This is a genomic window from Microvirga terrae (assembly GCF_013307435.2).
Taxonomy (GTDB): domain Bacteria; phylum Pseudomonadota; class Alphaproteobacteria; order Rhizobiales; family Beijerinckiaceae; genus Microvirga; species Microvirga terrae.
This window is the reverse complement of the sequence record NZ_CP102845.1, coordinates 4340354-4365257: the sequence shown is the minus strand read 5'-3', so window position 1 is coordinate 4365257 and position 24904 is coordinate 4340354. Positions and strand designations below refer to the sequence as shown.

Genomic DNA, 24904 nt, shown 5'->3' with positions numbered 1-24904 from the left:
GATGGGCGATTAGACGGCGCCTCTTTGTATTTGCTGTTTTCGGTTCCGCATAATGACGCTTTTTGCACAGGTTCTATGTCAGTGCCAGCTCGAGTAGCTTCCCATGCTACAAGGTCGCTCAGGCGCCAGAACTTCCTCCGATTTATGGTTATAGGCTTTGGAAAATTGAGCGTCTGACTATGCTCCCACCTCCAGCGGGTCATAGTTGAGATATCGTAGCGGGAATTGACCTTCGGACCGGGCAAGTAGCTGTCATCAGAGTTCACGTGATTGCTCCTGGTAGTGCAAGCGGTCACACAATGAACAACTGATCATCTAATCTTCAGGGGACGGAAGGGAGCTGTTTAGGGCCCTTTGGTCCCTGGCGTAGGATTCCAACTTCTAACTGCCTTCTTCAAAGAATCAGGATTTGTTTTGCCTCCGCCAGACGCAACTTGTACAGCATCAACAAATCTGTGCAGGGGACCATCTTCGGCAAACTTGAGATTGCCTTTAACGTCGACCCAAATCTGAAATAGCGGCTCCCACAAAGCCCATCGTTCAACACTCTTCTTCCCTTGGTTCGATGCCTCCTCACCCCTCCGCTCCGATAAAAGGTCCTCGTGATCTAGAGCCCCTCTTGTGAGAGCAATAATAAGGCTAAGAGACGCTAAGAACTTATCGCTGTTACCTTCTATTTCCTCGAAGTTGGAAGCAATTAACTTATCTATATCAATGATAAACGAGTCTCTTTTCCATAAGCTATTAATCGCTGCTCTTAGCTCAAAAGCAGCGCGAAAAACTCTCTCTATTTGTTTGCGATGCTCTTTTATAGGAACTCGAAATGGCTGGATCTGGCGAGACAGTTGATAATCGAGCGATATCAGTTTGATTATTAAAGGGTAGAATGCGATATCAGCGGCGTGCTGCGGATTCAGAATTCCAAGGATATGATCCATCTGATCTGGTGTGATCTCGGGCACCGCACGTTCTTTCGATTCTACACTACAGGGAGCTCTTCCTACCGCGATCACTAAGAACCTGTTCCGTTAAATGAGGGCGGCACATGCCTCGTTTTAAGGGCTGGCGTCGGTTCAAAAGGTATAAGTTGATGCACATTTCAGGATGCTCATTGGCGCGATTTGCCAGTCTAACTAGATTTGAAAGCACGAAATCCCGCCAACAGCACGGCTCTAATTTTATCCATAGTTAACTTGTGAAACCTGCGTATGCTTGATCAAACCGCCGAGCGGGGATCGATAGCGTTCAGCATATATAAGAAGGGACCCTGCACTTTCCTGTGGCGCTGCTATCCGCTTGCCTGAGCCTCCGATAGACTAACATTCAACACGGATCCCGCAGTTGCGCTAGCCAGGGACTTCTCGTCAGTTGTGCACGTCGCCAAACCCAGAATGAACTGGCCCCACGACTCCAGCGCACGTCTTTTTTCAGGAAGATAAGAATGTCGATTATAAACGGCGGCAACCCCGCTGATCGCGCCACTGCGGTGGTTCAACACGGCCTCAATTACGTGGACCGGCTGACCGAGGCGAGCCATGCCGGATGCTACGGTTCGCCTCAGATCGTGCAATCTCCATGGCTTGATCTGAATCTTGGTGGGATCCTCGCCGCGGACTGCCGCTTCTTCGCGTGCAATCCTGAGCATAATCCCGTCGAGGCGGGCCTTCGCTTTTGAGAAGCCAGAAACTGCCGTATTTCCGTTGGTAGTGAACATAAATCCCGCTGCCCCTTTGATCCGAGGCAGTGACTCAAAGATCCCGCGTGCCGCTTCGCTAAGCGGAACATCATGTTCCTTGCTGTTCTTTGTTCGCTCCTTTGGAATCACCCATAGGTCGCCTGCCTTGTTGAATTCGCTGCGCCGGGCATTGGCCACCTCGTCACGGCGTTGGGCTGTCAGCATTAAAACTTTCACTAAGTGCCCAAATGGGAAGCCGACCTCATCCGCCGCTTTCCAGATGAGGCGCAGTTCGTCGTCTAACACGACGCGGTCGCGACTTTCCTCTTGGGCGGGAGCATTGATCCTTATAACGGGAGAAGTATCGAGGATTGAACGATCAACGGCCCAATTGAACAACTTCCTGACGACAGCCAAAGTGCGGTTGGCTTGCACAGGTTTTCCATCGTCAATGATGCGATCGAGCAACTCAATTACATCACGGCGCGCGATTTCCTGAATCCGCCGGTCAGACCAATATGGTCGTACGTGCAGTTTAAATGTCCGTTCAACCTCCTCGGCAGTTCGCTTCTTGTTGTTCAAGCGGACATGGCGGGTGATGAATTCGTCAATCACGGATGAGACCAGATCCTGATTAGGGTGCCCCTCACGCGCTTGGCGGATTGCTTCTGCCTTCTCAATGCTTGGGTCACGACCGGATGCCACGGCTTGCAATGCCGTTCGAGCGAATTCGCGCGCGACACCTAAGTTGAGAGCCGGATAGGGGCCTAACGTCAGCTTTCTCGGCTTGCCGCCGAATCGATATCTCACCGCCCATGATTTGGCACCACTTGGTTGTACGACGAGGTACAGGCCGGGCAGTACGGCATCTGGAATTTCCATTCGCCGCTGTGGATCAGGCTTAACCCGTTCCACGCTCTGCGCAGTTAAGGCCTTTGGCATAGTGAACTCACGTGGGCACCAGCCCTAATGAATTATAGGGAGCCTTCGGGTAACGCTCGGGTAACGAACTCAACGCGTTATGATACGTTGTGAAGTGAGCATAACGCGAACAAACAAACTGTCAAATTTCCAGCAAAAGCAATAATTTATATAGGTGTGGCAGTTAAGCATTGTGATGGGCTGATAAGGTAGTTCACCAGATTCTGGATCTGGGGGTCCCCCGTTCGAGCCGGGGCGGCTGTACCATCAAAATCAAGTACTTAGCCCTCGCAGGTTCGCGGCCTGCTCCCAGGAGAGTGGATTGGGAAGCAAATGGGAAGCAGAGTGACGGAACCGCTCGAATTCCGAGCTACAGATCCTCCTGAACCGCAATCTTCGTTCCTTAAGATTCATCGTAGCGACCTCGGCGTCTCTGGGAGCCTAGCAGATGAGACGTGCGCCAGACGCGAGGTTGCTAGCCTATGGAGGACGTACGGTGGCTTCCCGGATTACAACGGCGAGGTCGTCGCACACCAATTTGGGGTTAATGCAGCGTACGTCGCCAATGCATGCAAGTCGGAACCAGACGAAACCTTCGACCTGAAGCAGGAGATTTTCGGCTGGAAGAGGCGCGGGAGCCCGATTGACCGGGCGGGCGGACTATACGCGGACGTCTACCATAGGGACGACGGTGAACGTCTGTCCCACGGACAGACGGGGCGATCTACGGCCTGTTAGCGCCTGATCCAGTCGATTGCAGCGGCGAGACAGAGTACACTCATGAAGGATGAGGCAGTCTTCTCGTAGCGCGTTGCAACCGCTCGCCACTCTTTGAGCCTGGCCCAGAGCCGCTCGACCACATTGCGGTTCTTATAGATCCAGTCCGGACAGGCGACTGGCGTCTCATTGGACTTTGTCGGGATTGCGGGCTTCGCACCGATGCTCCAGATGTGCTCGCGAAAGCTACTGCTGGAATAGCCGCGGTCCGCCACGACCCAGGTGGGCACACCCGGTAGGCTGTCGAGCAGCGGAATGGCTTCAGGCCGTTCATGGGCCTGACCCGGTGCAATCCGGAAGGCCATCGCCCGTCCTTGGCTGTCGGCGATCACGCAAGCCTTGGTGCCATAGCCGCCACGAGAGCGGCCAAGCGCCTCACGATGGTCTCGTTGAGCTTGAGAGCCCCTTTTCGGCGAGCCCCCGCGGCCTTCTGATGCGCCCGCACGTTCGTGCCATCGAGGAAGGTCATTCCGAGCTGGACACCACGCTCTTGCACCAGGTTCAGCAATCGCTCCCAGACACCCAGTCGCGCCCAGCGAATGAAGGTCTGAGCGGCCATCCACCAGGGCCCAAGCTCGGCTGGCAGGGCTCTCCACTTGGCTCCATTCTCATGCCGCCACAGGGTCGCGCTCACCGTCCGGCGCAGATCAGACGGGGGCACTTTGGCATGTGGCCGACAGGCTTCAACGAGAGGTTCCAACATCGTCCATTGTGCGTCCGTCAGCATCGTCGCCTCCTGCTCTCAGGCAGGGACAACGCTTTCAGACGCTAGCAGGCGGTAGATCCCCGGAACGATTCACATGCTCTAGAAAGGACATGCGAGCGGATCTCTGTATAAATGCTGAGTGTGAGATTTCCTCATTCTTAGCTCAGCCGTGAATTTGTGACGTATCCCGCTCGGCTTCGGGTATCAATAGCCTGGACCGGCACACCGACCGGTCCGTCCAGGCCGAGCGTCGCGATCAACTTCGGCTATGCTCCGGCGAGCATGCACCGGTCTCTCTGGGTCGCCGCTATTGTTATGACTGCGGCCCTGTGCTTTCCAGCTGAAATGGCCAAAGTTGAGCCAAGATAAGTTAGAGCTTCCGGAATGCCTCCGACAGGAGATCGACATTCACACTTCGCGCCACCTTGAAGTCCAAGTTGCCCTGCTCGTTCTTGTAAGGCGAAATCACTGTGGCATCGAAGAAGCAGGGAGACGCGGGACCAGAGCACTCAACCAACCTGCTGTCGGTCACGGACACAGAAATGGGCGGCATACCGGGAGGCGTGACAGAGATTGAGGCAACCTGGGATCCACTGGGGCCGCCCATAGAAAGACTTGTCCTGTCAGCTCGAACAATCTCGTTTATCACGACATAATAGAGCCCCGAGTTCCGTCGCGTTACGTCGTCGATATACCATCGGCTCTTCATATCCTCACCGGCGGCTAACCCGCCCTTATAAGCCTCGGTCAGTGCCGTATATATCGATGAGTACTTTTCACGCTGAGCCCTCTCAGCCACGAAAGCAACCTTGCTTCCGATCTCTGCAGCGACTCCGAGCTTCGCTTGTGGACTGCCAAACGTTCCGTTCAGAGCAATGCCGCGAATATTCGTTGACGTCAATGTCGTCGGTGGATCGACGATCGGGATCTGCCTGAGAGGAATATCGTCGGCAAGCTTCGTCAAAGTCGCGGTGGTGCTGTCGAAAAGGTAGAGACGACCAGGCGGGAACAGACCTGCATTTCGGTATCCGAGCCCCGGCGCGCGCGCGAAACTGAGATCGGCCGAGTATTGGCCGCAACCTGCAAGCACACAAAGCGCAAGGAAAGCAAAAAGGAAATGCATCTTTTATCCTTTCAGCCCGTAGATATCTCAAGGTTGTATACATAATATAAGCAGTTAAGGTCGTCAAAGGAATCAATAACTTTTCATCGCGTATATTTAGGGTTAACCCATTTTTATTCACCAATGGCATGGGATGCATAAGTTATGGAAACAATTTGATAAAAAATCTTTCAACTTGAGAAGTCTTCAGACTTGAAATGTCGGCTACGTACATAATATTATTGAACTAGACCTGTTTCTCTCACAATCTTGCGGATATTGTTTGCTCGGTAAACATATTTGCCGTACGACTTCGTAATTTCGATCTCAATCTGTTGAATGGGCAAGCCTTTCTGACAGAACTCTGAAGCTTTGCTCAGAATCTCCCGGTAGGAACGGGGGGCTTGATTTCGACGATCAATAGCCACAAGGGCGAGGTAAGCGCTCTGGTCAAAAGGACATCTAGCCCTCAGGCGGGAGTACTCGGCAGTTTCATCAGAAAGGTAGCGCTCATGGTGATCATTGTATCTCTGCTTTGCGGCGGCTAGCCTGAATGCATTGTTAAGGACCGGAACTGCACGGTGAAGTAAAAGTAATTCACTTACACTATACCTTCTTATTGGCTGCTGAAATTTAACCTGATAGACGAAGTCCTTAACTTCGACAATATTATCCCATTCGGAGCTGCGCTTATATTCTGCGAGATTCTTTGTGAAAATCCGTTTTGCCTCGTCATTGCTACCTATATCCAGTTGTCTCACTCCGAAGCTAAGTGCGCTCGCATCGATCGTAGCATCTGATACTTCGTATGGAGACGTCGATCCGACCTCGTTCTCCCTCATAATTCTGTCAATAACCCGAGGCATGCCGTTAAGCCGCGCAAAGGCTTCATGAAACTCGACCCAATCGGCCTTGACGCTGTTTGTCGTCAGGGTTCTGGGATAACGCTCGTAGCGCAACCGCTCGAGAGCCGTATTTTCCGCAACAGCTTCGAGACTTAAGGCGCATAAGGATGCGCGAGATTGGGCAAGACACGAGCGAGCTCTCGCCTTGAATGTAGCGAGCCTATCTCGAATCCGTGTGGGAATGACAACGGAGCCTTTTCTTGTCGGGTAGCGTTCCCGAATCAAGGCATATTCCCTATGCATTCCGACGATAGATCCGTCGGGCTTAACTTCAAACGTCGCGCGTCCTTTGCTTGGCGTATCCTTGTCGTAGAGTGTTATGCCGATTGAACCGTCTGGTTCATACGTTATTGCAAAGCATGCGGACCTAACTTTGATTTTATTGCACTTGGTAGCTTTGTCCTTGTCGTACAAAGCCAGCGGCATATACACGAGCCGCTCTCCATTAAAATCCAAAGATATTTTACTGTATGATGTTGCATAAGTTTCCAAGAAACTAGTTTTCCTTCCACATGATTGCGCAGGATCGGCAGGTATCTCGTATTCTGCGTCTGCAGAATCCATCAGGATTTCCTGTTCGGTCTTTAAGTTCTCTTTGTCGAAATTTAAAAGGCACTCATTCGCCGATGCCACATTCATACAAACGGCCATAATAAAAGCAGCGGCAACGAAGCGCGACCCCGACGAGATCATCGCAGTCCCCCTATCTGTATATCAATGCTTTATCTTATATAGTTTAATCTTTCTTGGGAAGGTAGACAAACAGACTTCATTGCCTCCCGTCTGCTTCGCATAGGTCCAAAGCTGGTCACTTGCTTTTAAACGACCCCGGATTAGCTACAAATTGCCTTTCGGCGAATTGACGCAGAGCTCGCGATGATATCTCGCGCCAACGTGCTCACGCATCGTTCGGGCCGAAAGCCGAGGCTACACCTTGCTGACTCTGCCCTTCGGGTCCGCGCAATACGCTAGAGGCAAGCGCAGCAAGCGGCGGATTTTGCATGTTCTCTACGGTAGATGCCCAATGGGCATATACTCGATTGGAATGGCGTGTTTCGACATTTCTGAAAGGTGGCTGATGCTAACGAAGCTAATGGTTTCCATTGCAATGCTGGGAGGATCATCGGCTTTCGCACAGCCAAGTCCAGCAAGAGTCGATGTTCCAGTAATTCTAGGTGGCGATCCCAAAGTCGATGCGTGCTCAGGGAGTGGAAAGATCGCGGCCTTAAGCTCAGGGAAAAATAATCTCGTTTCTGTACGTAGCGGCCCAGGCAATTCTCGCTTTCGCGAAATCGATCGTATCCACAATGGATTGACTGTCGCGATATGCGGCAGAACGGGACCGTGGCTCGCTATTATCTATTCCCCTGATAACACGAGCGGCTGCAACGTTTCAACTCCATGGCCACGACGACAACCCTATGCCGGACCATGTCGATACGGCTGGATTCACACTCGATATGTGAAAGATCTTTCTGGGTAGCTCATAATATGCCCTAATCAGATACGCAATACTTGATCATAGTTGCGTATACAGGAGCAGCACTGTTCTCAGCGTGGCGAAACTAGCAACAACTCGATGACTCGAAGGCTACGTCAACAAAGGAGGTCGCCAATGATTAGCCGGCGCAGCACCCTGGGCTTGATTGCAAGCGCACCTCTACTGCCGGTCACCAGCCTTTCGTATGCCCAAGGTGACGACATTGGCACGATCGGAGAGCAAATCCGGCTGTGGCGGGACGATCCAGCGAATAGCAGCTTCTTCGAAGTTCCGGCTCCCGGAGAAGCAAAAGGAACGCTCATACTTGCGCCTGAGGATCCACGGGTTATCGAGGCCGCGCGCCTTTTGGCAGGCCTCCCTCGCAATCGACCTCCGATCGAGATCGCACGCAGCATGTTGAAAGCACTGCCTGAGAACTCCAGAATGGAGTGGCCTCGCGACACTCCCGGCGCTAAGCGACCTGCCAATCCAATTATTGTAGCGTTCTTTGCAGCCACACAAACGATTCCATTTTCTGGTGATCAAACGGCGTGGTGTTCGGCTTTTGCCTGCTGGACCATGCAGCGAGCCGGATTGGATCACCCAAGAAGTGCCGGCTCGCGATCGTTCCGATCGTGGGGGCAGAAGACGAATGACCCACAAGTGGGCGACATCGTAGTCTACCAGAATAAAAGTGACCCGGTTTTTGGGCATGTCGCATTCTTCGACGGATTTGCCGACGCAAACAAAACCAAAGTTTGGTTGATAGGCGGCAATCAGTCCGACCAATTAAACCGCGACGATTGGGCTATTGAGACAAACTCCCTGAAACTTCACTCTTTTCGCACCGGTCCAGGTCTAAGGACATGAAGATCGGCCGGCTGTTCCATGGAGGGTTCCTATTCTCTTCACTGGCTCCACTCCTGTTGGCCGGAGCCGTCGCATCGGAGCAGCCATACTACGTCACGGACGTGACTGACGGATCGACGCGCATGCGAGCGACCGATCCGTCAAGCTTCGAACATACGCTATATTCTCAGAGCCATGCATTGCTCATTGGGCAGTTTGACTATGAGAACTGGAAGGACCTTCCGGCCGTACGGCAGGAGGTCTTGGAGCTTCGTGATGCCCTCGAGAAGCATCGGTTCAAAGTCGAGGTCCATTTCAATCTGAAAGCCGAACAATTCGTAGACGTTGTTGAGCACTTCATGCGTAAGCATGCGACCGTACCAGAGTCGCGCATCCTCGTGTATGTCTCAGGTCACGGCTGGCGGCGCAATATCTCGCCGCGGCCAGCAGGGTATATAGTACCGATCGATGCCCCGCCAGAAAATGGAGACAGGCAAGCATTAACCGCCTCAGGAATTGCCATGCCTCTGTTCGCCGCCTGGGCAAGGGCTCCTGATCCACGCCACATGCTGTTTGTTTTCGACGCCTGCTTTTCAGGAACATTCTTTGGGCAGCCCGACCCCCAACCAGCTCCGGCGCCGCGCCCGCCGCGTCCCGGAATGGCCCCGACGCCCGCACCAATCACTCCACTATACTCACCGCCGCCAGAAGCGAGAGGACCGGAAGTTGATGACTACATTTTCCAACCCGTTCCGCGCGGATTGGGCAGACAGTTCATCACTGCCGGATCGCACCTTGAGCTGGCCCCAGCAGACAGTGTGTTCTCACGTCTCTTCATCGATATTCTCAGTGGCCGACGTCCCGCTGGCGATAATTTCGACCATTGGCTCACTGGCGCTGAGATCGGACATTATCTGCGGCTGAACACGCGGCGGGAGTATAAAGGCAAGGAGAACCCTACAACACCTATGTATGGTCCCCTGCGTGATGAAATCTTTGAGGGCGGCGATTTTGTCTTCGTACGACCTGACGTATCCGCCACGCCACTTGTACGAGAAGAACCGGATGAGTTCGAGCAAGCTATAGCCAAACGCGAGAGGGAAAGATCATCCGAAAAGTTTGCAGCTGACGCGGCCGATGCTATCGCAGCTGCGCAGGTAGCGCGTCTCGAGTCCCAAACGCAGCTTGCCGAAGCGGCTGCGGCGCTGCAGAAAGCTGCGAGCGCGGCGCAAGACGTGAGATCCATTCCTGCGAGCCCAATTAATGACGCAAGAAGGCAACAACGCGAACGTGAGGCGAGACAATACAGCGCTCAAGCGGCTGAAGCACGAACTCAGGCGGACGCAGCGCAGCAGAGAGTGCAAACGACATTGGCTAGAGCGGAGGGTTTGAAGAATGCGGCCCTTTCGTCCGCAGCTGCCGAAGTATCCCGGTCTCAATCGGTGCCCAATGTGCCAGCGCCATCAGCGGAGGCCCTCGCTGCATCAGAACGGAAAGTGGTAGAAGATTTGGCTGCCACGATCGATCAAGCAACTACTCGTGTTGCTGCTGTTGCGCCCGTGTTGAACGAGCAACGTCTCTCCTCAGCGGAAGAGGCCAAATTCCAGAGCCTTATAAACACTCTTTCTTCAGATAATACTCCAGTCCGTCGCCAGGCACGTGAGGAACTCGCTCAGGAACTCAATAAGCTACCCGCGTCCAAGCGCGACACGACAATTGTACGGCTTTCTCAAGATTTAGCTCGGAAGAGCTATCGTTATCAGATTGGGCTCGCAGTCGCTCTCACGAAGCAGCCCCAAGCACCAAGCGCTCCTGAATCGGACCTGATCAGGGAGGAATTGAACCGCGCTGCACAGTCCAGCCGAGACAGAACACTGTCTCTCCGACTTAGCGAGGCGCTCGCTAAGCTTAGACCTTCACCGTAAAGCTCCCATGGCATCTGGCGTGTGGGATCTGATCGTCGGAGGGAGCCTGTCTGTTGGACTCGGTCTGCTCATAGGGATCACCTATACACGCGCCTATCGAGGACTTCTCCTATCGACATCTTTTGTTCACACATGTTCAACAACAGTCCCGCTCGTAGCTCTTGTTGTCAGATCGATCAGAGTCCTTGCGCTTCAGTCCCAAATGACTGGCCAAGCACTCGCATTTGCTCTTGTGGGCCTGCTCGGCCTCATCCGCTTTCGAACCGTCGTTCGCGATACACGGGAGTTTACGTTTATCTTTCTGTCGATCGCAACAGGGGTCGCGATCGGGAGCGATCAGTTCGTCGCAGCTTTCGCGGGTTGCATCCTAATTCTTGCGTTGCTTGTCTTGCTCGAGGCATTCAAATTCGGGAGCCCTCGAGCGCCGTCCTTCAAGGTCAAGATAACGGGTACTCCCGGTGCCTTCGCCGAGTATAGAGCTAAACTTTCGGAGGTCGCCGATCGGGTCGAACCGGTGTCTATTCGCAATGTTCCAGATCGCGGCGCCACCTATGTTTTCGAACTGGTCGCTCGTGGAGGCCAAGACCTTGCCAGTGTCACAGCTGCAATCCAGGGCATAGCAGGGACGACTGACGTCAGTGTTGCCGCATTGCAAAGAGGCAAAGGCAGCGAAATGGAAGCTGAATGAGGAGCGCGTCTGGACGCATATCATCGCCCTGCTGCCGAGGCTCTCCCGCTCGGCGGGAACCGCCAACCCTACTGGACGGAGTTGGAGTGGATTGACGAGCGACGAGACTTGGGACCGCAAGAAGCGGCAGAGGAACTGCATTCTCGTGGCCGGTTAAGTTCCAATCGTGATAATAGAAGGCCCAAGGCCAAGGAGTACGTCATGATGGCAGCTGCGAAATTTGCTTACCAAGTAGTTCGCTATGTAGCTCGCAGGCTCTTGGCACCGGCCTTTCTCGTCGCTCTCGGCTCAACCAATCCGGCATGGGCTCAACTTGTTGCGGTTTCACCTCCCGAGGGTCAATATTGGAGGCAGTACGCGGAAAATTATTTGATCGCCTTTCGGGAAAACCGACCATTCTCCGCGTCCCGCGATACCTCAAGATGCGTCAGAATGAACAATTATGGTTGCCTTTGGCAGCGCAGTAGACCGTGGGAAGGCACACCGGGACCAAGCGGAGCGGACGGGGCGCATGATGGAACGGGAGGACGCACTGGCCATGCGATCTTCAGTCATCCGAAATGGTCGATCGTTGCTTCTATGCGGTGGTTCGAGACAAAGACTGATGGGGGCCGTCGACCGCAAACCGGTGTCGCATTGGCGGCTGAATACGCTCCCTGGTGCGATACGATCGGGTCCAGTGCGACGAAGGCTGACCGTTCCGGGCGACTATGGGGCCGCGCATGCGGTGGCTCCCCTCAACCCCCCCCGACATTCAGGGGGCCGCGTTGCGGCCGCCCCGCCAATGACATGCCAGGTCGTGCGCAGTGCGAGGCTTGCAACTGCCCAACCTCAATAGCAAGCTACTGGCTAAGGAGCAGTGGTATTCGGGCCGATGAGCCGTTGGTGCTTTTCGATCCGAACGGCAAGCCCAACCAGTTGTTTCGAGGGTTGATAGCGCAGAAGATCGCTCTTGAGACTGGTCGATTCAAACCGAACGACAGGCTTCTTGATGAAGCTGTCGAGACATTTCGACCAATCGGCAGACATTGAGATTGCGAACCAGATCTGTCAGGGCCTTGCGCGATGTTAGAGGCTGGTAAGAAGTTTTGTTGCTCGATCCAGGTCGTTGATCCGGAATTGGCACTACGCTCGGCCGCTGCTGCAAATGCGTGCTTTTCAAGAATCTGGGAGCCCGGCTGTGGATGTCTGTTCCTACGTCAGCGATTTCAATGATGCGGAATGGGCACCGCTCTAGCCGCTGATCCCGCGCAGCCATCCGGGCGTGCGGTGACAGGTTTACTCATTGAGGCGGATCATCGGTGCAGTCTTTTAACTGCTGCGCACCGGAGCGCAGAGGCAAATGCTGCCGCACGAGTATCCACCGCGTGCTGCGGTCTTCTACGTCCATGCCCAATGACGCGACAACGGCCTGTGCGAGGAGGTCGCGGGCGTGCTGCAGAAAGCTATCGTGGTACGGTCGGACGATCCTCTTACCCAAGAGCGGTCATCATTGACAGCAAATCGGTCAAAGCCACTGAGATGGGCAGACCGGCTGGGTACAATGGCGGCAAGAAGATCAAAGGCCGCAATCGCCAATTGCTCGTTGATACAAAAGGTACTTAACTGAAGAACAAGGCGTACTCGGCCGTCATTCAAGATCGAGCAGGCACCGAGCTGCTGCTATCTGGTACGCAGAAGATTTTTTCTGCTATAGAGCTGATATGGGCCAACACCGCCTATCATGGACCGAAGAATTGGCTGCGCCAAGAACGGAAGTTGTCGATTCCTCAACACTGGTGGACAGGCGGCGTCTAGACGCGCGTCGGCGCGGAACTGCCGACGTGACCGAGTGGCTTTCAAGTGCATGCGCCAAGGTGAGTGGTGGATCGGACACTGACTTGGTTCACCACCAGTCGGCGGCTTGCCAGGAAGTGTGAGCGCTTCGTCGAAACCGGCGAGATGCTGCTCTACCTCGCGATGAGCCGCATCCTGCCGCGTCGCCTCGCGCGAAAGGAAAGATAATTGCTCACCAGTATCTCAATGCTGCTCCACATCCGAGGCCACGCTCAATCCCTCCGGACATGCTGGATACCAGTATCGTCTCTGACTTCTCGGACATGAAACAGGCGATTGACATCAATGTGGATGGGTGGATTTGCTCCGCGCCTGCTTTTCACGCCAAAAACAGCCCTGTGACTGTACTGATGCAAAATGCATTTGTTCCCGCCGGAGCTGGACAAACAAATCCGCTGCAGGTTCTTGTTCAACGTCAGATCAAAGTCGCTTGCGTCACCGCGAGTACGTGCGAGCCAGACCGGCATTCCGTGAATGACGGCGTAGTCTCTGGGAAAGGCGAACTGAAGATAGCTCGTGAATATATCCGGAAAGGTATAAAAGATGACTTTTGCGTCTGGGTAGCGTTCCTGAACCTTACTGACCCACGCACTAAGCATTGCGGCATAGAAGCGGCCGAAATTAGTGCGTTGAGACTGGGTGGATCTAACCGTGAAATGCTCCTCAACATCGAGGACTATCAACTGACCTTGCAGTCCCGCAAGGCTTGCGCGCTGCTCTGAGCCATCCAGGGCTCGCTCGTACGCATTCAGGAAAGATTGAGCTTTGATTGTACCAAGGGAGTGACCCAGCCCGACCATCGCACCTGGACGTTCGGCGCTGCCGATCGCGTTACTCGTAAATCTGCCAGGTAGCTTCTTGAAGTCTTGCCGGCCGTCCGCTGCGGACAAATAATGGTAAGGCAGTATCGTGATACCTTGTGCCGCAAGTGCACGTCTGTGCAGGTCAAAGGCTCCGTCCATTTTCACTATCGCGAAGCTGGCTCCGCAGCGTTTGAGCTCAGCATAGTCAACCCGATCATTGTGGTGAGATAAGTCAACTCCGTGCTGGATATCATGGAATCCATTGCCGTTCTTCAACTTCAGGAAACCATTAAGGATTGGACCTGTGTCCGTTCTCCCCCAAGTCCGCGGCTCATTCAGGAAGCTTCCGGGAGCAGTTTTATGCGGAAGACATTCAGCATCTGCCCATGACCAAGCCGCTATGTAGAAGAGGACGGAGGCCAGAAGTGTGAAGCCGTTTCTCATTTCATCCTGCCGGTCTGCCAGAAACGGCGAAAATCGTCCTCAGTCCCGAAGAATCTATTTAGGTCCAGGGGAGCTCCGGGTTTAAAAATCGCAAAGCCGCCGAATGATGTGTACTGCTCCATCACGCATCGGCCCGCTCCTGTTCTTGCTTGTAGCAATGGGGATCCTGCGGGTTCTTCCTGCAAGCATATGCGTTCGACGAGATCTCGGGGCTTCGACGACATAAACGACCGACCGTCCATTGGACGATGTCGAACCCAAATCAGCGGCGTCGTTGGGGCGCATCGTCGAGTACTTTCGTCCAACCCGTAGATATCAAGGTCTTCCAGTTCCGCAAACAATATGATTGGCCGGGATGCATAGGGCGATTTCCCAACCACATTCATGAACTCACATATAGCGGACGAATAAACTGGACCGAACAATCGGCGTCTTTGGGCATCTCCTGGAGCGCCCGGTCGCGCGGAGAGATCCAATGCTATTGGCAAATACTCCGAAGACCCGCCAGGATCGAGGGCGAGGACTTCGCGCAATCTCGAGAGAAAGAGTTCGGCCTGCTGTGATGCTGAAGCACGAGCCTCAGACGAAAGCCTGTCCGTTTCTGCACGAATGGCTTCCATGGACCTATCTTGAACGTGCGAGATCGTCTGTGGAATGATAGTAAGATTGTGATAGGGGCCTGGGATCAGTCCTGAGGCGCGCACATTTGCCCAATGCGTCCTATAGAGTAGCTCGTTCTCAGCGTTTGACCCGCCGGACATGCGGACATATGCAAACCTGCCACCGCAGGTCCGCACTGACGCGAAATCCGCTTCCTCTTGGTATTTCGAGACGTCAATTCCGTGTACTACCGGCCCGTCGGACGCCAATTCGACGAAGCCGTTGGGCTTGATGCCCTCATTGCCTGGCGTGGTACCGCGTCGACCTGACGACGCAATTTCAAAGGACGCCGGAGCAGTCACTGTTCTACAACGTGCAGCGATGTCCGTGTCAGGTGTTCGAGCGCTTGCTGTCTGTTGCCAGACAGCAAATTCCACAAAAAGTGCTACAGCCAAACCAAGCCTAATTCCATGAGCAAGCTCAAGAACCCGATAATGGCTGTTCTGATCGAATGACATTTGCTGCAGCTCCGACAGGCACCCGCTTCATCCGCTCCGCGCAGCTCAAGTGAAGCATACTGCAGCCAACCTGTTTGTTCTCACTAGAATTCTGAAGTACAACTAAAGAACGCTCATATCCTGGTAGGTTTGTCGCCCCGACAACCGGAATCTGTTGCAGCTTTGAAGCATGGTCGATTAGGAGGCTTGTGAGGGTAGGGGCTGTTGAAGGGTAAAGAATCATGTCCAGCACAAATGCCAGCACTGTGGCGGATCGAGTGCCTCCAATGCCATGCCTGTGCTTACGGAGGTGGCCGCTATAGCATCAGGATACCCCAGCCCATGTCATCGGTGATAGGCAGGATCCTTGCAGGTATCGGCTTCCGAAAGTACGGCCGGCTGCCAGGGATGCTTTGGGTCTCGATCTGTAATAACTATGATCTCTCCAGTCCCACCCCTATTTGCACTCCGTGCTGGCCAGGCAGTATTTCGCAGTCCCCCGCTGGCTTCCAAAGAGTAGGTGGAAGTCAGTCTCTAAAGACATTCTCCAGTTTCGATGCCGGCAATGCGCTGGTGTTTTCGTTTAGACGCAAGCCGCAGGAAGCCCTCCATGCGTGGATTCCAATCTCCCGGCTACCCATGTTCCGGCGGACCGCCGTCCTGGCCTCAATCCCAACTGCTTCATGGGCCTTCGGCTCCGGGAGTATGGTCTGGTGGCTCGTGAGCACTCCATTCGCGGCGATGACGCGCGCCTGTCGGTGGTTCGGTGGGCGGCAAGGGATTGGGGCGGGGCTATGATTCGGCTGGCTCCCGCATGTGCTCGTCGGGGTAGTCAAACCACGCAAACTCGCCGTAGAGTTCGGCTACAGCCTTGTCGTAGGCGCGGGCATCCTATTTGGCGGTTGTGAAACAGCCGATGTGTTTCCCGCCGACCTGGGCGCGGAACGGGTGCTTACGGCGGCGGGGCGGGAAGAAAGTGCCCTTCGGCAGCACCAACCCTTCAGGGATATGTGGCGAAGTGCGCTTTCCTGGTCGCTGGTTAGCGCTGGGATCGCCGGACGCAGGTTGCTTCTCCGAGTGGATTCTGGTGCTGTCATAGGTATGCTTGACAGCTTCTCAGCAGGTGAGTGTCAGAATTACATCAGCAACTGCGGATACGGACTCATCTTAATCGAAACTGCTCTAACGGTTTGCCGTTGCAAGCGGTACTGGTTCGTATCCAAGAGCAACCCATGACCTGCCATTGGTAGCTTCACGTTTGATGAAAGCATATCCGGTTCGTCGCCAGGGCAGGATGGCGTTACGCTTGTTGTCGAGAATGAAATCACCACGGTCAGTGAGGATCATGAGCACAGCATGTCCTTGCCCCTGCTCATCAATGACGGCTGCCATCCGCATGGCCCGTCGAGGCAGCCCCACCCCAACAAGCAGCCTCCGCTTCAGAAGCTGGATGTCCTCGCAATCACCGAGTCCATCATCAGGAAAATCCCACCGGTCGGGAACACCCCAATGGTCCTGGTCGGTGACGGCCAAAATCGATGAGTTTACGCGCTCATTCACCTGCGCGAGGGCAGCCCACACCTGCGAGTTCAGCGCAATCCGCTCGGGCTGTGAGAGATCGACACGGCACTCCTGAGGGTACCTCTTGCAGAAATCAATCCACGCTTGGGTCGGGCCTGCAGGTCCGATCACTGAGACGAGATCAGTGGCTCGCATCGAAAGCAACGTTTGGGCGGAGACAGAGTTCGCACAACATGCAAGGATAGCAAGCGCTAGGCCAACCAGCGCCGTCTTTCGAGCACTTTGCCTAGTGCCGCTTGGGGCGCGACAGATATCGAGGGCCTGATCAACCTGATCCATGGCACGGCTCCATCAATGGAGCCAATACGATGGGCGGTTGTGGTAAACGGGGTATTAAGACCATCTTATGAATGCGGTGCGACATAGCCGCCGCCTTGAACGACAAGGCGAGAACCGCAAAGCAGCCGGTATCTGCACGGCTGTGGCGCACCTTTACAGGAGGGGTGAACCATTCGGTCTTCTCCGCCCAACAGACTTTGTTGGTGCTGACGTTTTGCCGAACATGGCAGTCGGCATAGCGGCATTCAATCACAACTCAGCAGTATGGGTATGACCTTTGAGTTGCGGCGCCCCAGTGTGAGTATCTCTGTCTAGCTTTGTCCTACTGTGACGGAGCGCGTGTGAATATTGTATCTATTGTTTGCCTGTGGCCACCAATCCATAGCAAAGCAGCGTCCCTACTAATTTACCACGATATCAAGCTTCCGGTTGCTTTAAACAGTTTGAAGTTTGGAAATGGTTCAAGGTCGTAATAGTTCATTCAACTGTTTTGTTGAATTTATCGCCACCGGGTCAGACGTTCCATTTGAAGGCATACTCGCAGGCGGAAGACTATTGTCTGTGTCCTGCGCAGGGTACATCAGCCTCATCGTTTCTTTATCAACCGTTGAAAGATCATGGCTCATGCGCTGAATGTAACATGTCGAAGATTCGGGATGTAAGAAAGCCTGTGGGTTTAGCGCGTAAAGCATAATAGACATTCTGTCGAATGCAGTTGCGAATAACCCATTCTTTGAAGATGGCTGGCTAAGCCGCCGCATATTTCGGTCAACTTTGTCCTTAGGCCAGCCAAGCGCCGTGTACAAATAAGCCCAATTGAACTCAGCATCACAGCTAGCAATAGGACTTTGATGCTCATGTTCAAAGCCCAGCGCATGCCCGAACTCATGCAGGACCGTGCCCTTTTCTTCCAAGCTTAGTGTCCTGCCATTTCCCATACCTTCTAAGTTCAGTGTCTGTTTAGCAGGAGGTATAAACCTTGCCTTTGTGCCAACGTAAGACCAGTATCCACTACCATTGAAACTGACGCGAATGTCGCTTGGTTGTTCGAGCGCACATTTCCGTCGGCTTCCCTGAGGACCAAAATCGAAACTTATCCCTGTACCTTCAGTCCAGTGGTTTGCGAGACTAACGACCTGCTCTTGGGAAGCTTGATCACCATCAAAAAAGCAAACAGAAATGGTAGTGTCTGGCCAAAGCAGCGCGCGCTGCACAACGCCCTCAAGACCGCTCTCGGATTGACCATTTACTCGGGCTGCTAGAAGCTCTCTGTAGCGATCAATTTCCTCGAACTTTTGCGCTATCGTAGGATCGGTAGCCGAACTCTCAGCAACAAGGCCACGCAGATCATGTGCGGATGCTGCTGAGCAAACGAGAATCGCAGTAGCAAGAAGGCATTTTGCTGACAGGTTGATCATTGCCATCTGGTCCTCGCGCGCTGTGTCACTATTGGCCCACTGCATCAATAACAGTCGGGGGGATTCGGATGCCGACATTGAATTGCGGGAAGTTCCCACAGACATCTTTGACGGCGCTGCCACCTGCAGACCTTGGCCCGTTCCGCAAGTGAATGCCCATCACATAAAGCCGAGGCTTCCCCGATGAAGAAGTTTGAAGCCTCACCCCAATGATCGGAGCTCCACTCATACCAGGATAGGTTGGCGCTCGATGAAGGATGCACTCCGCGCGTAGCTGAGAGTTGAGTGAGGGTTCTAAACTATCCACATCCCACACCTGAGATCCGTTAGCACGAGAGAACCGGACTGCATTGATCCAGTGACTCAATTGCGCACCTTGCACGACGTAAAATGCTGGTATGCTGATTGCTATCACGGCAATGGATTGATGAGGCTTAACGTCACGGGTGAAACTCTCACGTGTCCACCTTGATGGAAACGGGCTCTCCTCGATCTGCAACATGGCATAATCCTTTAGGTCAATTCCGCCATGCGACACATATTCAAGCCACTGGGAGGTCCCAGGTGGGATCACTTTGAGAGGGCGCTCCGGATCTCCATAGAGGCGGAACTGCATCAATCCTATCGCTCTAGTCAGACAGTGACTTGCAGTTACAATCATAGAGTTTGATATTCGGAACGCGGTGCAGACGGGGGAGAGTTTTTGATTGCCCTCTTCTAAAAACAAGACGCCTACATTGTAAGCCAGAAAGTCGCGAGTCATTTCAGAAAGGTCATTCCACCCTTCGAAGCAGTCTTGGTCATATTGAGCATATCGCTCGCGATATTTGATGAAGTGATTGACGAGATCCTGCTCCTTCACCTCTACCTTCGTTCCGTTGGTCTTTTCGTCAAATGCCTTACCTGAGCTGTCAATAGGAAGTGCTCTAAATGAGTCCAGGCAGTGTGGGTGAAACTGACCAACCGATGGCTCTGTCGCGAGAGGCTGAGCGACCTCACTATCCTCCGCTTTTACTGAAGCGGATGTAATGAATAGAAGCAACAGAGCGAATATTGCATGTCTATTCATGCATCGCTCCTTTAGCTTTAATCAATTACAGATCGGAGCGCCTGCGACTGGCGACTTAGGAGCAGTTGAAATTCCATCGAGACCTTGTGGCTTGTAGAATCCAGCGCAAGCGCCTCCTCCCAAAATGGCCTCCTTTCCACCGGTCGGCATGGAGGAACTCGGTGGTGGGAAGTATGCATTGCCTGATGGTGGTGCGGCCTCGAGTCCGGGATTTGCTATCGAGCCAGTGGTTTGTGGAGGCTCAAAGCTGGGAGATTGCGGCACTGAGTAGCCATAGCCTGGGTAGTAATTTGAGGCTTGTGGGTAGGATCCTGGATAATAGGATGCCTGCTGGCCGTAAGGAGAGCTATAATTTGGATAGCTGCTGCGGTACTGTTGTTGGTTATTCGACTGTAATCCACCCAATGAATTGGCAGCTAATTGAAGTCCACTTGCTATTTCGGATGTCTGACAGCCAGCCAGACCTAAGCTCAAGACGAGAATGAAGCTGCGCATGTTAAATCCTCCAAGTGGGAAACATGTATCGGTGGCTTCACACAACTAACTTAGAGCATGCTTCAAAATAGGCGTAAGCCGCAACATACTGGGACAGGGAGCCAGGACGCTATACGAGATTTATGTCTGCTATGGATGCTGGATTCTCAAGCGAGGTCTTAGTATTAGTCCTACTTTTTTAACCATGTATCAACCGACTCTTACTTTGCTTCCGGGGTTATTAATGGGTACGCCAATTTGCTTGCTCAACCGGAATTGAATTTATGCTTCAGTATCTCCATCCCGTGTGAATGCGGTGCTCTCAGCCCGTCGGGCGATCTGCGGTGGTGTCCCGCTTCTTCCACCTGGCGATGGTCTTGGGATTGATGCCATGGCGCTCGGCCAGGGCTCTCAGGCTCGCTTGACCATTTTGTATTGCTCCACGGACTGGATCGAACGTTGTGGCGCTGCCGTGGAGAACCTGGCCCATGGCGCATCCCTCTACTCCTGCGGCAAGAATGCACCATCAAACCCCGGGGTCAAACATCTAGATCTCTCCATAGATCCGCCTGATCAGGATTTCAGCAACCCTTCATGGTAGGTGACTCACGGCTCGCCTCTATTAGCGGGTGCACCACCAGCCATTCATTTTCGCGAGTTGCGGTGCACTGGCGCAGCACCTCGGCCCCTATCCTGGATAGTAGGCACAGTTCGGGGTTGGTTAGTGAGCCGAATAAACCGAGCAGGAAACGTCGGTTCTCGCGCGTCGGCGGCTGCTGCGGTAGCACGGGCACCCTGTCGCTTGTCCGGCGCCGGATCTCCTCCCGCTTGTGCGGCCTTCAGAGCGGCGCGGGCGCATTCCCGGGCAGTGGCTAAGGTGAAGGCAGGGTATGGGCCAAGCGTCAGCATGCGGGTCTGTCCGTTGCAGCGATAGCGTACTGCCCATGACCGTGCGCCGCTCGGCTGAATGGTAAGGTAGAGGCCCCGCAGCAGCCAATCGGGGACCTCCAGCCGCTTGGCGGGATTGGTCTTGAGTTCATCGAGGCTTTGCGCCGTGAGAGGGCGGGCCATGCCGTCTGATGCTCTCGCTGGGGTAACATGGGGGTAACGCAAACGGGCTGTTAAGCCCTGTTATCCAACGTGCCGACCTTGCCCTAACATCGGGCTTAACGCACGGAGGCAAAAGGCTTTTTCAGCGTTGATATGGTAGGGGATGATCGGCGTTGTTAAGGCTGTTTACCAGATTGTGGATCTGGGGGTCCCCCGTTCGAGCCGGGGCGGCTGTACCACTTACATTTCAAAGACTTAGCCCCCGCAGGTTCGAGGCTTTCATCCCCGAAGAGTGAATTGGGACGCGGGGTGCGGCGGATGCCTTCGAAGATCCACAACATCTGTTTGTCAGCCGCCGCCGGCAAAGGCTCGATCGAGCGTTAAACCTTCACCTTGACGGGGTGTCTCTCGACGTCATTGCATCACTCCATGCGATGCCTATTAGCGCTTGAGCCCTTTCCGGGTGGAGGGGGGCTCGTCCTGATTGAAGGGAATCCATGCTGAATCGCCTTTCGCGAGCATGACTGGGCCATGGGCGCCGGACCGGCGATCCCGCCGCAGCGGCATGAGGTGCCGGTCTCTTGTCCCAGACTGGATCGACAACAACCGCCATGTCGTCGAGCGCCTCTGGGTCAGGCTTGAAGAGTGGCGGGCCGTTGCCACTTGCTACGAGAAGACCGCCACCTCGTTCACTTGTACTCCCCGTCTCGCCGCTCTCGATTGGATCAAGCGTTAACAAAACCTAGCGCTGAACCACTAGCGATGCATATTGATTGAATTTTTGGCACATAATTCTCAAGCAATTCCCAAAATAACGCCAAACTTTACTATTGACTACTGAGAGAATCCATCTGAGTTGGAATAGGCACACCTGTAGCCTCGGGTATTCATTGCGGCTGACCTGCGCGGCTCCATTTATGCATCATTGGCAGCGCAGACAAGGTATATCGGGGGCATAAGTAGTACTGATCTACTACTAAAACCGAAGAGGCGCCTACAATCAGGAACCCGCGCGCAAAGAAGTTCGGTTTCTTGTTGTGTATCGACTAGTCGCGGCGTTCAGGTTCTGCCCATTTGCAATGGGAGGTTGTCATGCTGGCGCTCTCGAAGAGGCTTCTGACAGTAATCGCATTCGCCTATGTTGCAGTGTTCTATGCTCCGGCCATTCCGGCGCAGCCCTCCGGCAACGTACAACAGCCACCACTCTCATCCCAGACTCGTCCAGAGCTTCTCGCGGCGCCGTTGCGCAAACCAAGTAGTCTGCGACCCATTCGCGAGGAAGCGGTGTCAACGGATGTTACTGATGCCGGCACCGACGGCGATGTACAAGCGGTCAGCGGCCAGCTCTATTTCAGCATTGGTGGCAACCTGCATTATTGCAGCGGGGTGTTCGTAACTAAATCTGTCATTCTCACAGCCGCTCATTGTGTGCAAGAGAACGGCAAGACTAACTACTATCAGATCGAGAAATTTGTCAGGGAGGGAAACAACAGCCATTTCATCAAGAAGGATGCCAGCAATAAAGATTGCATCAGGGTTCCCGTCGAGTGGTCAACCCAAACTGATGCGTACCTCAGGATAGACTATGATTACGCCTTTCTCAGAGTCGCCAATTCCGACGAGCTCAATGCTGATCCGAAGGTTATTCTCGTGGACGCGCATGTCGGCAAGAATTCAATCAAGGCGTATGGGTATCCTGCATCGGCAAATCAGGACTTGACCGCGATCGCGGAGAACGTGAACCCGGATTTGCTGCACCCCAATCTTCTGGCCGTCGATACCACCAGCCTTGGTTTTACTGAAGGAACAAGCGGCGGTCCCTGGGTGTGGAAGCATAATGCAGGAGGCACAGGCAACACAGGCGGTGGCGGACAACAGCTTAAGATCGTTTCCGTCAATTCGTCGTACGCTATTCCGGTCAATGATAAGTCGAAGATCTGGATCTACGGCCCTAATTTCAAGCGCCCCCAAAAGTCGAACACCGAGCCGACGGCGTACGATCTGCGTCAGAATGCGGAGAACTGCCAATGAGCCAGTCAACGGAGGGTAAGATGACACTCAATCCTGCCAGTCTGGCCAGCGCAACGGACCACCCGTTTGCATCCCGCCGTGACGTTCTGGCTGCGGCCACCGCGCTGCTCGCCGCCGCTGCAACGGGCTCATCCGCCGAGGCCGCCACGGGCGCTGAGGGTTATTTCCTCGTGTTCGAAAAATCCGGCGGTTCCTATAATCCGAACGATCCCGAGGCCAGGGTCTTCTTCATTCCATCCTCGTGGCTTGAAATGTTCGAGGTCACCGACTTCTATAAAACCAACTACCCAACCACTGGCCCTAACAGTTGGCTGAAAGTTCTGGAGAAGATTAGCAAACCGCCATCACCTGGCGGGGGAGCGCCTGGAAAGAAACACAAGTTTCACGCCCTGTACGCGGATACGACGGAACCCGCCATGGACATCCCATTCCCGAACCGCACCGTCATTCCAGCCACACCACCGGGCGCCGGTCAGACCTACCTCGCGGCGATGCTTGCCCCAATGAACCTGCAGCCGTAAATGCCGTACCCCATCGATGGAAGCCTGCTGCAGAACATCTGGAGCAAGGATCATCGTTCGCCCAAGCTCGCGTCGCACCGGATTTGCAGGCCCGAGGAGACCTTCGCGCGCATCGAGCCGCTCCTTCCGATGGCCGGTATCACGCGGATTGCCGACGTGACGGGGCTGGATCGCCTCAACATTCCCGTCGCCGTCGTAACGCGGCCCAATTCCCGAGGGTTCTCGGTCTCTCAGGGGAAGGGCCTTGATTTCACAGGTGCGAAAGTCTCTGGGGCAATGGAGGGACTCGAGAGCTTCCATGCCGAGCGCATTGACCGGCCTCTCTACTTCCTGCGCTGGAGCGAGCTTGCCGGAGCCGACCGCGTCGTCGATCTCGATCGGCTGCCCCGGCTGCGCAACAGCCTATTCCATGCCGACAAGCGCATCCCCTGGATCTCGGCGACCGATCTTCTGAGTGGTCGCGAGCGGCTCGTCCCCTTTGAACTCATCCACACTGACTTTTCGTTACCGGCATTGCCCGGCACCGGATGTTTCCCCCGAAGTTCGAACGGCTTGGCATCCGGCAACAGCTTCAGCGAAGCCGCTGTCCACGGCTTATGTGAACTCATCGAGCGGGATGCTTATGCGCTTTACCTGTGGCACCCCGAACGGGGCGTGCGCGTCGACATCTCTACCGTCTCGGACTCTGTGCTCGGCTCCCTCGTCGAGCGAGTCGCGAAGGCGGGCTGCTCCCTCATCGTGAGGGATATCACCTCCGATATCGGCGTTCCGGTATTTTGGGCGACGATCACAGGTGGTGACTCCGCGGTGACGGCCGCACCCGCAGGCGGGCTCGGTTGCCACCCCGACCGAGTCTGGGCTTGTGTTCGTGCCATCACAGAAGCCGCGCAGTCGCGGGCCACGCGCCTCTCGGGCGCTCGCGACGACCTCACGCGTCGTTGGTTTCAGCCCATGAATACGTCGCTCGCCTCGGTGCCGGAGCACGATGTAGGGGCTCTTCAGACTGGACAGAGCTTTTGCGGCGAGACCATTGAGGATGATCTGCGCTGGTTGCTCGACCGGCTGAACGCGAAAGGCTTCGACAGCGTTCTTGCCGTCGATCTGAGCCGCCCAGAGTTCGGCCTGCCGGTATTGAGGCTCGTGGTGCCTGGCCTCGAGCATCCTGGCGATGATGCGATACCTGGACCGAGGGCATTCGTATATGACGTTTGACCGTCCCGTGCTCTTTCTTGGGCCCGCGCTCCGCGCGGAGCGGGCACAGGCTATTCTGCCC

19 protein-coding genes and 2 pseudogenes are annotated in these 24904 nt (G+C 54.5%); 8 read left to right on the top strand and 13 right to left on the bottom strand.

Features of this window, described 5'->3' with window-relative positions:
* Window positions 1–344: 344 nt before the first annotated feature.
* The 5 genes from HPT29_RS20510 to HPT29_RS20490 all read right to left on the bottom strand — a co-directional run bounded on the left by HPT29_RS20510 (window position 345) and on the right by HPT29_RS20490 (window position 6650).
* On the bottom strand, window positions 345–962 hold the full coding sequence (locus HPT29_RS20510; protein ID WP_173947218.1) for a hypothetical protein: 618 nt from the start codon (window positions 960–962) through the stop codon (window positions 345–347).
* 326 nt (window positions 963–1288) lie between these two features.
* On the bottom strand, window positions 1289–2557 hold the full coding sequence (locus HPT29_RS20505) for a tyrosine-type recombinase/integrase (RefSeq protein WP_259060220.1): 1269 nt from the start codon (window positions 2555–2557) through the stop codon (window positions 1289–1291).
* Between the two features lie 773 nt (window positions 2558–3330).
* Window positions 3331–4100, bottom strand: a protein-coding gene (locus HPT29_RS20500; RefSeq protein ID WP_173947216.1) for an IS5 family transposase whose coding sequence is annotated in 2 segments (ribosomal slippage) — window positions 3331–3779 and window positions 3779–4100 — 771 coding nt in all. Because the reading frame shifts where the segments join, the coding sequence is not laid out codon by codon here.
* Between the two features lie 349 nt (window positions 4101–4449).
* Entirely contained in the window at window positions 4450–5202 is a 753-nt protein-coding gene (locus tag HPT29_RS20495; RefSeq protein WP_173947215.1) for a hypothetical protein, read from the bottom strand.
* A gap of 218 nt (window positions 5203–5420) precedes the next feature.
* Window positions 5421–6650, bottom strand: coding sequence for a hypothetical protein (locus tag HPT29_RS20490; protein ID WP_173947214.1), 1230 nt, complete (start codon window positions 6648–6650; stop codon window positions 5421–5423).
* Between the two features lie 1051 nt (window positions 6651–7701).
* On the opposite strand from HPT29_RS20490, the gene HPT29_RS20485 reads away from it, so the two are divergent.
* The 4 genes from HPT29_RS20485 (at window position 7702) to HPT29_RS28735 (ending at window position 12633) form a co-directional block, all read left to right on the top strand.
* Window positions 7702–8436, top strand: coding sequence for a CHAP domain-containing protein (locus HPT29_RS20485; RefSeq protein ID WP_173947213.1), 735 nt, complete (start codon window positions 7702–7704; stop codon window positions 8434–8436).
* Window positions 8437–8558: 122 nt separating this feature from the next.
* Complete coding sequence (locus tag HPT29_RS20480) at window positions 8559–10340, top strand: caspase family protein (protein WP_173947212.1); 1782 nt, start codon at window positions 8559–8561, stop codon at window positions 10338–10340.
* A 202-nt stretch (window positions 10341–10542) separates the two neighbouring features.
* Window positions 10543–11028, top strand: a complete 486-nt coding sequence (locus HPT29_RS20475) for a DUF4956 domain-containing protein (RefSeq protein ID WP_259060219.1) — start codon at window positions 10543–10545, stop codon at window positions 11026–11028.
* Window positions 11029–12249: 1221 nt separating this feature from the next.
* Complete coding sequence (locus HPT29_RS28735; RefSeq protein WP_349774703.1) at window positions 12250–12633, top strand: transposase; 384 nt, start codon at window positions 12250–12252, stop codon at window positions 12631–12633.
* A gap of 443 nt (window positions 12634–13076) precedes the next feature.
* On the opposite strand, the gene HPT29_RS20470 is transcribed toward HPT29_RS28735, so the two are convergent.
* The 8 genes and pseudogenes from HPT29_RS20470 to HPT29_RS28905 form a co-directional block, all read right to left on the bottom strand.
* The gene (locus tag HPT29_RS20470) at window positions 13077–14111 is read right to left on the bottom strand and encodes a glycoside hydrolase family 25 domain-containing protein (protein WP_173947210.1); all 1035 of its coding nucleotides are present in this window, start codon (window positions 14109–14111) and stop codon (window positions 13077–13079) included.
* On the bottom strand, window positions 14108–15229 hold the full coding sequence (locus HPT29_RS20465) for a GH25 family lysozyme (RefSeq protein ID WP_173947209.1): 1122 nt from the start codon (window positions 15227–15229) through the stop codon (window positions 14108–14110). The genes HPT29_RS20470 and HPT29_RS20465 overlap by 4 nt, the downstream gene beginning before the upstream one ends.
* A 1161-nt stretch (window positions 15230–16390) precedes the next feature.
* On the bottom strand, window positions 16391–17068 hold the full coding sequence (locus HPT29_RS20460; protein ID WP_173947208.1) for a transglutaminase-like cysteine peptidase: 678 nt from the start codon (window positions 17066–17068) through the stop codon (window positions 16391–16393).
* Window positions 17069–17529: 461 nt separating this feature from the next.
* Window positions 17530–18492 (bottom strand): M12 family metallopeptidase, encoded by a 963-nt coding sequence (locus tag HPT29_RS20455; RefSeq protein ID WP_173947207.1) that lies wholly within the window; start codon window positions 18490–18492, stop codon window positions 17530–17532.
* Between the two features lie 22 nt (window positions 18493–18514).
* Window positions 18515–19555, bottom strand: a complete 1041-nt coding sequence (locus HPT29_RS20450) for a trypsin-like serine peptidase (RefSeq protein WP_173947206.1) — start codon at window positions 19553–19555, stop codon at window positions 18515–18517.
* 21 nt (window positions 19556–19576) lie between these two features.
* A complete protein-coding gene (locus tag HPT29_RS20445) occupies window positions 19577–20050 on the bottom strand; it encodes a hypothetical protein (protein ID WP_173947205.1) in 474 nt (157 codons plus the stop codon).
* Window positions 20051–20354: 304 nt separating this feature from the next.
* Window positions 20355–20519 (bottom strand): annotated as a pseudogene (locus HPT29_RS20440) (IS481 family transposase); the annotation flags it as partial.
* Between the two features lie 155 nt (window positions 20520–20674).
* Window positions 20675–21100 (bottom strand): Arm DNA-binding domain-containing protein, encoded by a 426-nt coding sequence (locus HPT29_RS28905; protein ID WP_173947204.1) that lies wholly within the window; start codon window positions 21098–21100, stop codon window positions 20675–20677.
* A gap of 489 nt (window positions 21101–21589) precedes the next feature.
* On the opposite strand from HPT29_RS28905, the pseudogene HPT29_RS20435 reads away from it, so the two are divergent.
* The 4 genes and pseudogenes from HPT29_RS20435 to HPT29_RS20420 form a co-directional block, all read left to right on the top strand.
* A pseudogene (locus HPT29_RS20435) lies at window positions 21590–21815 on the top strand (IS5-like element ISMex42 family transposase); the annotation flags it as partial.
* Between the two features lie 356 nt (window positions 21816–22171).
* Entirely contained in the window at window positions 22172–23110 is a 939-nt protein-coding gene (locus tag HPT29_RS20430) for a trypsin-like serine peptidase (protein ID WP_173947203.1), read from the top strand.
* A 20-nt stretch (window positions 23111–23130) separates the two neighbouring features.
* Window positions 23131–23631 carry a hypothetical protein gene (locus HPT29_RS20425; RefSeq protein ID WP_173947202.1) on the top strand — a complete coding sequence of 167 codons (501 nt, stop codon included), beginning with the start codon at window positions 23131–23133 and terminating at the stop codon, window positions 23629–23631.
* A gap of 129 nt (window positions 23632–23760) precedes the next feature.
* A complete protein-coding gene (locus tag HPT29_RS20420) occupies window positions 23761–24843 on the top strand; it encodes a YcaO-like family protein (protein ID WP_259060217.1) in 1083 nt (360 codons plus the stop codon).
* Window positions 24844–24904: the final 61 nt, after the last annotated feature.